This is a genomic window from Zoogloea sp. (assembly GCF_017302315.1).
Classification (GTDB): Bacteria; Pseudomonadota; Gammaproteobacteria; order Burkholderiales; family Rhodocyclaceae; genus Zoogloea.
This window is the reverse complement of record NZ_JAFLDT010000115.1, coordinates 1-9,850: the sequence shown is the minus strand read 5'-3', so window position 1 is coordinate 9,850 and position 9,850 is coordinate 1. Positions and strand designations below refer to the sequence as shown.

2 protein-coding genes are annotated in these 9,850 nt (G+C 64.4%); both read left to right on the top strand.

Translation table 11 applies throughout. From position 1 onward, the window contains the following. Positions 1-34: 34 nt before the first annotated feature. Complete coding sequence (locus J0L98_RS20105; RefSeq protein WP_296413823.1) at positions 35-8,296, top strand: DUF637 domain-containing protein; 8,262 nt, start codon at positions 35-37, stop codon at positions 8,294-8,296. Between the two features lie 2 nt (positions 8,297-8,298). After that, positions 8,299-9,294, top strand: coding sequence for a hypothetical protein (locus tag J0L98_RS20100; RefSeq protein WP_296413820.1), 996 nt, complete (start codon positions 8,299-8,301; stop codon positions 9,292-9,294). Positions 9,295-9,850: the final 556 nt, after the last annotated feature.

Here is a 9,850-nt window from a genome sequence, read left to right as displayed (position 1 = left end):
GCTTGCAGGGGAGCTGCGGTCCGGTGCGGGCGTGGTGCTGGGCGGGCGGCAGGTGTCGGCCAGCGGCATCCTGACGGGCGGCGCCGTCGAGGTTCGTGCCGGGGCGGATGGCTTCGACAACCGCGGTCGTCTGGTGGCCAATACCGGGGTCGATGTGGCGTCGCTCGGGGCCGTGCTGCAGCAAGGGGGTGTGGCGAGCCAGGGGAACGTGTCCCTGGTGGCCGGGCGCGGCATGAGCCTGTCGGGCGATGTGGAGGCTGGTGGGCGTCTGGGCCTGGGGGCTGCCGAGCGCATCCTCGCCACGGGCGCCTGGCGGTCGGCGGGTGCCCTGGACGCCAGGGCGGGTCAGTCCCTCGATATCGTGGGTGAGGTGCTTGGCGGCAGATCCGTCGATCTGAAGGCGGACACGGGGGTGCTGACCCTTGGCGGCCGCGTGGCAGCCAACGGCGCCTTGCGCCTGACGGCGGGCGGTGCCCTTGTCGCCGGCTCTGTCAGCGGTGGGCTGGAGAAGGGTGAGAGCGCTTCGATGGAGGCCGGTGCCGCGGTGGCCCTGGGCGAGGTGCTGGCGGGGGGTGATCTGCTCGCCAGAAGCGGAGGCGACTACCGGGTGAGCGGCGCCAGCGTGGTCCTTGGCAACCTGGATCTGGCTGCAGCCGGTGATGTGGATCATGCAGGTGCGGTGACGGTGGGGGGCGCGGCGTCGGTGCAGGCGGGCGGCCGCCTTGCCCAGGGCGAAACCCGCATCCTCGGCAGGGGTGTGCTGACAAGCGGAGGCGGGCAGAGCTATACCGGCGGCGTGTCGGCGGGCGGCCCTCTCGACATGTGGTCCGGCGCCGGGGTGGACGTGGCGGGCGCCCTGCTGACACCCGAAGCGCTCTCCATTGAAGGGGGCGCGGAAGGTATCCGCATTGCCGACCGACTGAGCACCGGTGGAAGCCTGACGATGTCGGCTGACAGGGCGATCACCGTGGGCGGTGAGATGCTGGCCCTCGGCATGGCACAGGTGCGTAGCCGGCAGGATGGCATTCGCCTGCAGAGTGCGGTGACGGCCATGGATGCCTTGAGCCTGGAGGCTGCGGGGGATGTGCGCCTCGCCGGCGATCTGGCTGCGGGCAGCGCGCTCGATGCGCATTCGGCCGCCGGGTCGGTGGTGTTCGAGCGCAACCTGGGGGTGGCCGGTGGTGCCCATCTTTCGGTGGGCGGGGATCTTGTCTTCCTCGGTGATGCCCTGTTCCATGGCCCCCTGTCCGTGACGAGGGTGGCGCGCACGCTGGATAGCCGGAGCCGCTTGCTGGTGGGTAGCGATCTCCGGGTCGACATTGCCGGAGACTTTGTCAGCGCGGGCCTGCTGCAGAGTACGGGGAGCGTGCACATCGGCGCCCGTAACATCATCGCCAACGCGGATCGCCCCGGGGGCATCGTCGCCAATGGTGATATCGCCTTGCTCGCCAGGGACCAGGGATCGCTGGGGGCCGGGGCGAGTGTGGTGAGCAGTGGTGGCTCCGTGCTCCTGTCCGCGAGCCACTTCCTCAACGCCGGTGAGGTGATCCCCGGCGGCGCAGGCTTTGCATTCTCGGGCGGCACCCTGAGCAATTCGGGGCGCATCGTGGCGGAGTCTGTCCGTGTGAGCGGTGCGCTTGCCAATGAGGGTGTTGTCTTCGGCGAAACGCTCGGTATCAGCGGGTATGCGGACAACCGGGGCGTCATCGCCGGGGGGGCGCTGTCCTTCGACGGTGGGCTCGGCAACGGGGGCCTCGTCACCGGCCGCAGCGTGAGCGCCTCGACGGCCGTTACCAACAACGGCGAGCTGAGCGGCGACAGCGTCTCTCTTGCCGGTGGCGTGGTGGCCAACAGCGGCATCGTGTCGGCCAGCCTGCTCACGATCCGGGCGGCGGAGCTGTGGAACCTGGGCACCTTGAGTGCCGGCAGGCTTGATGTACATACCCAGGGTGCTTTCAGCAACGGGGGGCGCACCGCGGTCAGTGGAAATGCCGACATCCTCGCCGAGGGTGGCTTCGTCAATCAGCTGGTCGAAGGGGCGCGTTGCGTCAATCCGGTGGTCTGCAACCCGCAGCCCGGCCTGCCGCCGCCTCCTCCACCCGACCCCGAGAAAGACTTCCGCTTCGTGCAGAGCCCCGCCGTACTGGCGGTTGGCGGGCAACTCGATCTGGCCGGGGGGGCCGTGGAGAACCGTGGCGTCATCCAGGCCGGGGGTATCCGCATGACCCTCGGGTCGGCCGCGCTGGTTAACATCCGCAGCGAGAATGACGTCCTCACCGAGGCAAACTTTGGCGCCGAGACGCCGACAACCAACACTGGCCTGATCCTGGCCGGCCAGGACTTCACCGTTTCCGCCGGCTCGCTGCTCAATCGCGGAGGGCGCATTGCCGCCGGGGGCGGGCTGGATGCCCGTGTCTCCGGTGTCCTGGAATCGGTTGCGGGCACCCGGGCCGGCCTGTCGCCCGTGCTGGAAGGGCGCTACGTCACCCTCTCGGGAGGCGAGATCCGCAATGAAGGCCTGGTGCATGCCACTCGGGATCTCACCGTGCTCGCACCGACCGGCAGTCTGATCAACCACGGAACGCTGCTGGCCGACCAACGTCTTCACGCCGTGGCCGGCACGGCCTTGATCAATAGTGACAAGGCGGCGCTGCTGGGTACGCACGATGTCAGCCTCAAGAGCGCCCACGGGGTCGACAACGCCGGCTTGATCTACGGCAACGGGGAGGCTGCCGAACGGATCTCCATCGACGCGGGGGATGGTGCTTTCCGCAATGCCGGCACGGGCACCGTGCTGGCCGATGCCGCCCTCCACATCAAGGCCGCCGGCTATGCCAATGCCGGCACCGTGGCCTCCCGGGGCGACGCCCGGCTGGAGGTGCCCTCTCTCGTCTTCCGGCCGACCAGCAGCCCCCTCGTGGCCTTCGGTGCCCTGCGTCTTGATGTGGCCGGAATCAGGGTCGACCTTGGTGAAACCTGGGTCAGCCCCGCCGCGGACACGATCTGGAGCGGCACCCTGGTGAACACCGGGCAGGTGCTCCTGGGCGGCAACGCCAGCGGCAGTGTCGAAAACCTCGCGACCGGGAGCCGGACGCGGGCCGAAGAACCCGATCTGACCGGTGGCAGCTACCTGCTGCTTGGGTTGCCGGCATTGCCCGGGGCCTACGTGGATCACCACACCGACGTAGCAAGCCGCGCCCGGTTCGTGGTCAATGGCTTTTTCCAGGGCAGTCTTCGCAATGTGGCGTCGGACGCCAGGGTTGCCGGCATCTACAACTACAGCGCCGAGCACCGCGCCCAGACTGTCCGCTGGACCAACGCCGAAGGCGCAATCGAAGATACGGCCGCCCTGAGTCTGGCTCGCCTGGACGCAAGCGGTGGTGCCTCCGCCATCACGCTGACCAGCCCTGACGCCGGGACCATTGTGGCGGCTGACCTCAGCCTGTCCGGCGTCGATCTCACCTTGGGCGCAGGTGTCGACCCCACGGCCGCGCGGCAGGCGCTTGAGGCGTCCCGCAACAACCGGGTGGCGGCAACGACCCCCGGGAGCCTCCAGGGTTCGGTGAATGCGCCGGTTGGTGCGTCGGGGGCGGGCGGTGCGGTGCAGCTTGCCAGTGTACAGGGCGTTGGTGCGACGGCGCCGCTGGCGGCTTCGCCCACCGGCCCCGCCCACACCACGCTGCACGGAACAACGGCCACACCGCTCCCGGGTGGCGGCGTGCTCCAGGTGTCCGAGAGCCCCGTGGCCGGCAGTACGGCCGGCGCCGTCCTCCCCGCCGCCCCGGGTACGGCAAGCCCCGGTACAGCCGCTCCCGCCACGGGTAACCTGGATGCACCGGTGGCGGCCATCGACCCGGCCACCGCGCCTCTCGCCGGCGGCGGCGCGGAGTCCCCGCCCAAGGCGCCAGCGACCCCGGGGAGCACCCTCCCCACTGACGAGGCCGCCCGCTACGGCCTGGCCTTTCCCGACTGGGACGCGTTTTCCGCTGCGCCCGGCACCCTCAAGGCCGACAACCTGGACCTCCTGCTCTCGGGCCGCTTCAGCAACCGGAGCGCGTTTGAAGTCACTGACCGCCTGCTGATCCAGGCCGAAGGGGGCATCGACAACTTCGGCGCCTCCATCAGGGCCGGCGGCGCGCTGGGGCTGTTCGGGGCGAGCCTGGACAACCGCAATGGAAGCATCCAGGCAGGCAGTCTTGTGCTCGCCCTGGGCGGAACCCTGGACAACACCCGGGGCCGCATCCTCATCGACAAGGACGCCACCTTCGCCGTGGGTGGCGACCTTATCAACGACTCCGGCCGCATCGAAGCCGGCAGCCTGGCCCTGGACGTGGCCGGCAACCTCTACAACCGCACGCTCTACGCCGTCGACCGGAAAGAGACCACGACGGTCAGTTCCAGTGAATTCGACAGTGTCTTCGGTACCACCGTCACCACCCGCAGTGACAGCACCGTCACCCAGGGCGCTGACCTGCGCGCCGGCATCGTCGCCCGCACGGGCGATCTGGCGCTCAATGTCGGCAAGGATCTGTTCGTCACCGGCGCCGACCTCACCGCGGCCGGCGCGCTCACCGGCCGGGTGAGCGGCAACATCGAGATCCAGGCCCTCGCCCTGGAGAACAGCCGGCAGCGCATCGACACTGTGAGCAATCACCGCAGCTACACCCTCAACAACGGCGAAACCGAAATCACCGGCCTCACGGCCAGCGGCAGCATCGCCAATACCCAGATCGACCGCCAGATCCGCCACCAGGCATCGCTGCTGGAAGCCGGCGGCAAGCTCGACCTCGAAAGCGGTGGCAGCACGGTCATCGTCGGTACGCAGGTCAAGTCCGGCCAAGACCTCCGCATCGTCGCGGGCGGGCACCTCGCCCTTGCCGCCGTTGTGGACAGCACCCGCACCGAACGGCGCCTCACCACCCAGGTCGAAGGCGCCGCCATCCTGCCGGGGCTGCCCACCACAAACGGAGAGCGCCTCGAACTGAGCCACGCCGACACCGCCGTTGGCGGGCAGATGGATGCTGGTGGCCCGGTCACACTCCAGGCCACTGGCAGCCTCATCCTCGGTGGCCAGCGCATCCACAGCGGTGGCGACACCCGCCTTGCTGGTGAGAGCGTCGTCCTCGACGGCCTCACTCTCGAGAACCGCCGGGAAGCCCGCAACCTGGGGGCGACCACTGTCTCCCTGGACGCCCCCAGTCGCCATGTAGGCAGTGTCATGCAAAGTGGAGGCACCCTCGAGATCACCGCTACCGGCAAGCCCGACGATGCCACGAGCACCGCGGGAAGTATCCGCGGCAGCGGTGTCCAGCTCGACGCCACTCGCACACTCACCCTTGCTGTTGAGGGCGACATCACCCTCGCCGCCGGGCGCAAGACCGAAGACTACGCCACCCGCAACCGCGCCGGCACGTCCATCGTCGAACGCAGCCGCGATGAAAGCGCCCGCAATGCGCTCAGCGGCGAAGCCATCAACCTGGCCGGCCGCAAGCTCACCCTCGAAGCCGCCACGCTCGTCACCCCCGGCAAAGCCACCCTCGTTGCGCGGGAAACCCTCGCCCTCACCGCCGCCACCGACGCCGCTTCGGAGCACACCCTCAACGTCAAGAAGAGCGGCGGCTGGCTGAGCAAGAAGACCACCACCACCGAGCACACCGAACAGCGCCTGCAGGCCGCCACCACGCACATTGACGCCCAGGACATCCAGCTCCAGTCCGGCGGCGACCTGGACCTCTATGGCGCCCGCCTCAATGCCGGCGGCGAAGCCCGCCTGTCCGCAGGTGGCGAGCTGCACGCCTACGCCGTGCAGGATGTGCACAGCGTCATGGATCGCAAGAAAGTCACCCGAAGTTCTCTGGGTGCCAACCTCCTTGCCCCCGGTTTCATGTTCCCCTCGGGCAGCACCAAGACCGAAACCCGCGACAGCCGCACCCGCGAGGAGGCCCAGGTCACCCAACTGCAGAGCGCGGGCGAGCTCACCACCCAAAGCGGCGGCGACACCCTGCTGCAGGGCACCCGCATCGCCGCCGCCCAGACCACCCTCGAAGTGGGCGTCGGCGACAAAGCCCAGGCCGACGCCACCCTGATCCTAGAAGGCGCCAAGAGCCGTCTCGACACCAGCCACACCGTCAACAAGAAATCCCTCGTCTGGCAAAGCCAGTCCGGTCAGGGCGAAAGCACCGAGACCCTGACCCTCGTCAACATCCAGGGCCCGGTCACGCTCCAGGCCCAGAAGATCGTCGCCCAGCTCCCCGAAGGCAACTTCAAGACCCAACTCGAAAAGCAGGCCGCACAGCCCGGACAGGCGTGGATGATGCAACTGGCCGACCGTCCCGGGGTGGACTGGCAAGCTGTTGCACTGGCCCACGACAAGTGGGACTACAAGCAGGAAGGGCTGACTTCGGAAGCGGCGCTGATGATCGCCATTGCGGTGGCGATCGTGTCCGGCGGAACCGGCGCATCGTTAGTGGGGGCGACCACCACCGTAGGCACGGCAGTCGCGAATGCGGGCTTCGTCGCGCTGGCCAGTCAGGCCGCCGTCACGTTAATCAACAACAAGGGCAATCTCGGCCAAACCCTGAGCGACCTGGGGAGCGACGAAACCATCCGGAACGTTGCCACCGCCATGCTCACCGCCGGCGCCCTGAACGCCCTGGCTGGCAGCATCAGTGTCCCCAACGCCGACGGCAAGCTCGTCACCCTGGCGGAGATCAGCGGCAAATCCGACCTGGTCGCGCAGATCGGCAAGAACGTCATTAACAACGCCACCAGCGCCGTGATCGACACCGCCATCAACGGCGGCGACCTGGGCGACAAACTCGCCCACGCCATCACCACCAGCGTCATCGACGCCGCCGGCGCCAGCGCCGCCAACAGCGTGGGCGACCTGGAAGGCTTCAGCAACCGCATGGGCCACCTCGTCGTCGGCTGCGCCCTGGGCGCAGCCAAAGGCGGCGACTGCGGCGCCGGCGCCATCGGCGGGCTGGCCGGCGAACTGGCGGCCGAATGGTACGGCGGCAACCGCGAACCGGTCAGCGCCACCCAGGCCAGCAAGACCGTGGACGTCGCCCGCCTCTTCGGCGCCCTGGCGGCCCCCCTGGTGGGCGGCGATGCGCAGGTTGGCGCGACTGCTGCGGGGAACGCGGCGCAGAACAACTACCTTGCCCACCACGAAAACCTGGAACGCCATGAGGCCAGGAAAGCGTGCGCGGGTGGCGAAGAGGCTGGCTGCCGGAGAGCTGCTGAACTGGATTTGCTTGATGAACAGCGTAATGCTGCTTTCCATGCAGCGTGCGATGGTGCATTGAGCGGCAGTGCTGGGTGTTCAGACATGACAATAGATTTGTACGCTAAGCTTGGAACCTATGCGACTGAAAGTGCGCGCAAGGCTGCGAAAGACGACACGTCTGGTGAAACTAAGGCCGCACACAAGACGGAATTGCAGAGTTATCTGGAACTCATCAAAACGGCAAATGCTGAGGTCAGAACAAGCTCTGAGGGCCAAGTTCGTGCACCGGACAAATACGACGCGGATCCATATGGGGTGATCGACAAGAACACGATCAAGGATACCTATCTGGTTATGAAGTTCGGGACGGAGGCTCTGGCTATTGCGAATACCCGAGATGGTGACAGCTACTGGTTCACAAATCTTGCAGCTAGAAATGGAATGGACAATGATCCGTATTATGCAGCCGGTTTGATGCTCGCCCATCTGGATGGGGCGGTTCAATTGAAGCAGGGTGTGCTTAATGCGGTATCAGGTGCCAACGCAACACATTCTCCGGTTGATAGATTTACGCTCTCTTATGCGCCTACAAACGGCTTCTTTATGGACATCTTGGGTGCATCTTTGACAAAGCTTGGATATGAGTCGGATTCGGTGCTGGGTTTGAGAAGCCAGTTGGAATATATTCAGAAGAGTGGTCAAGATGTAAACTGGGTTGTCCACAGCCGGGGTGGAGCAGAGTTTGTGCAGGCTGCTTCAGGGTCGAGCGTGAAGAGTCTTAGCAATAACTCGGTTGTCTTTCACGCGGGGGCGAATAATAAAGCGGTGACGAATTCAGTGATGGGTGATAAAAAAATTGGGGACTTCATTGATAAAGAGAACCGTTACCGGGATGCTCCAAATGACTTGGTGCCGCAGATCGTCGGCCTCCGATTTCTGTCCTCGCCAATGAATCTTGTGCCGGCACTTTTGTCGTCCCCCTGTTTGTCGGATATCTTCTGCACCATACAGCAGAGCCCGCACACTCTTCCATACAAGTGGAGCGGTCTAAAGGAGGAGTCGAAGTAATCATGGGACTGAATAGGATAGTATTGCTTGGGATTGCTATCATAGCAATGAGTGCTTCGTTTAAGACCTATGCGACCCACGAAAGCACGGATGCGTGGTGGCGGCGCTACGGAGATGAGAGGGATGCGCTCTACGCACAGATGAAGCGCTATGGTATTAGTCGGGAAAACGTAACAGCAATGCGCCATCTGACAGAAAGTGCCCCGCCCTATTTTGATCCGCATGTGAATCTTGCTTCAGAAAAGCTCCTCAGTTCAGGTGAGAATTACCGTTTTGAGATGGATGAGTTCATTCTGTCCATGAAGGTGCCGGATGCGAGCGCCGTTCCTGGAAATTGGATCTGGCCCTATACCAACACCAGAACGCCGGATCCTGGAATGGAGAAGCTCCTTGCGCGAGAGAAAGGTGCACTGAAAGTCGCCAGCCTTGGTTGGTATGTTTGTAGAAGTCTTTTTTCGCCAGGTCTCTTCGGGCGCTGTGAGACAGCGGGTGTGCTAGTTCTATATCGAATATTACAGCCCGAAGAAAGGCAGAAATTTTCCACGCCGGAGCGTTTGCGAGAGCTATCCAGCGAAGTCTTGAAAAAAAGTATTCCTCCGCGAGAGGAGGTGGAAAAGGCAATTAAAGCGGGAAATTTTCTCAGTGGGGCAGACAACCGAATCCATCTAGATCCTGAATCCGTCGTAATCAATGGACGCGTGTGGATACGTAATGCAATGGACTCGAGCTTCGGGCGGCGTTACTCCTACATGACGACACTTTCCTCAGACCGCATGGTTGGATTTAGTTTTGGTTTGCCGGAGTATGATTACAGAGCCAATCCGGACTCCTCCACCTACCCCGCTGCAATCAAGAGAGCCTATGCCCTCATGGATGAGCTTGTTGCTTCTTTGCGCATTGCCAAGATCAATGACGATGGATTGCCTGATCCGTTCGTGCTAGATCGGGTTGAACCAGCGCCGCTTCCTGTCCGGGAAAAGCGACCGACAGCCCAGTAGGAGTATGGCTTGCCAAGGCGGATATTGCAGAGAGGGACACGAGCGATTGCCGCGGAACACGTTCCGCCAGTCATCCGGGGCTCCCAGTGCTCCATCACTTCCACCGCCCCATCGGCGTCTTCGGCTTTCTCGTCGGTGCCTATTTCCCCGCTTTATCACCGGCGTTGTTCTGCATGGGTATTGAACTTATTTGTCATGCCGCAGGCTAGTCCAGAGCATCGCCTCCCCGTAGCCATCCTCCCAGTTGGCGAGCTTGCGCTTCATGCGCATGCTGATCTTTCCAAACTTGGTTTGGGTGGCGGTTTCAGTCTTGAGCAGATTGAGAGCGATGCGCTTCAGCCGAGAGTTAGACAGGGTTCATCTATGCTTCAGAGTTGAAGCAAATGATTCGCAAGCCATGATCGATTTGAATCGCCCCGGGTTTCGAGGAGGCCGTTTGGTTTTAGTCAGGCCAACACAGCCTGACCGGTTTGGCTGCGGTAATAGTTTGCCTCAGCTTCAGCCGGCGGCATGTAGCCAATAGGCGCGAGCAGCCGATGATGGTTGAACCAAGCCA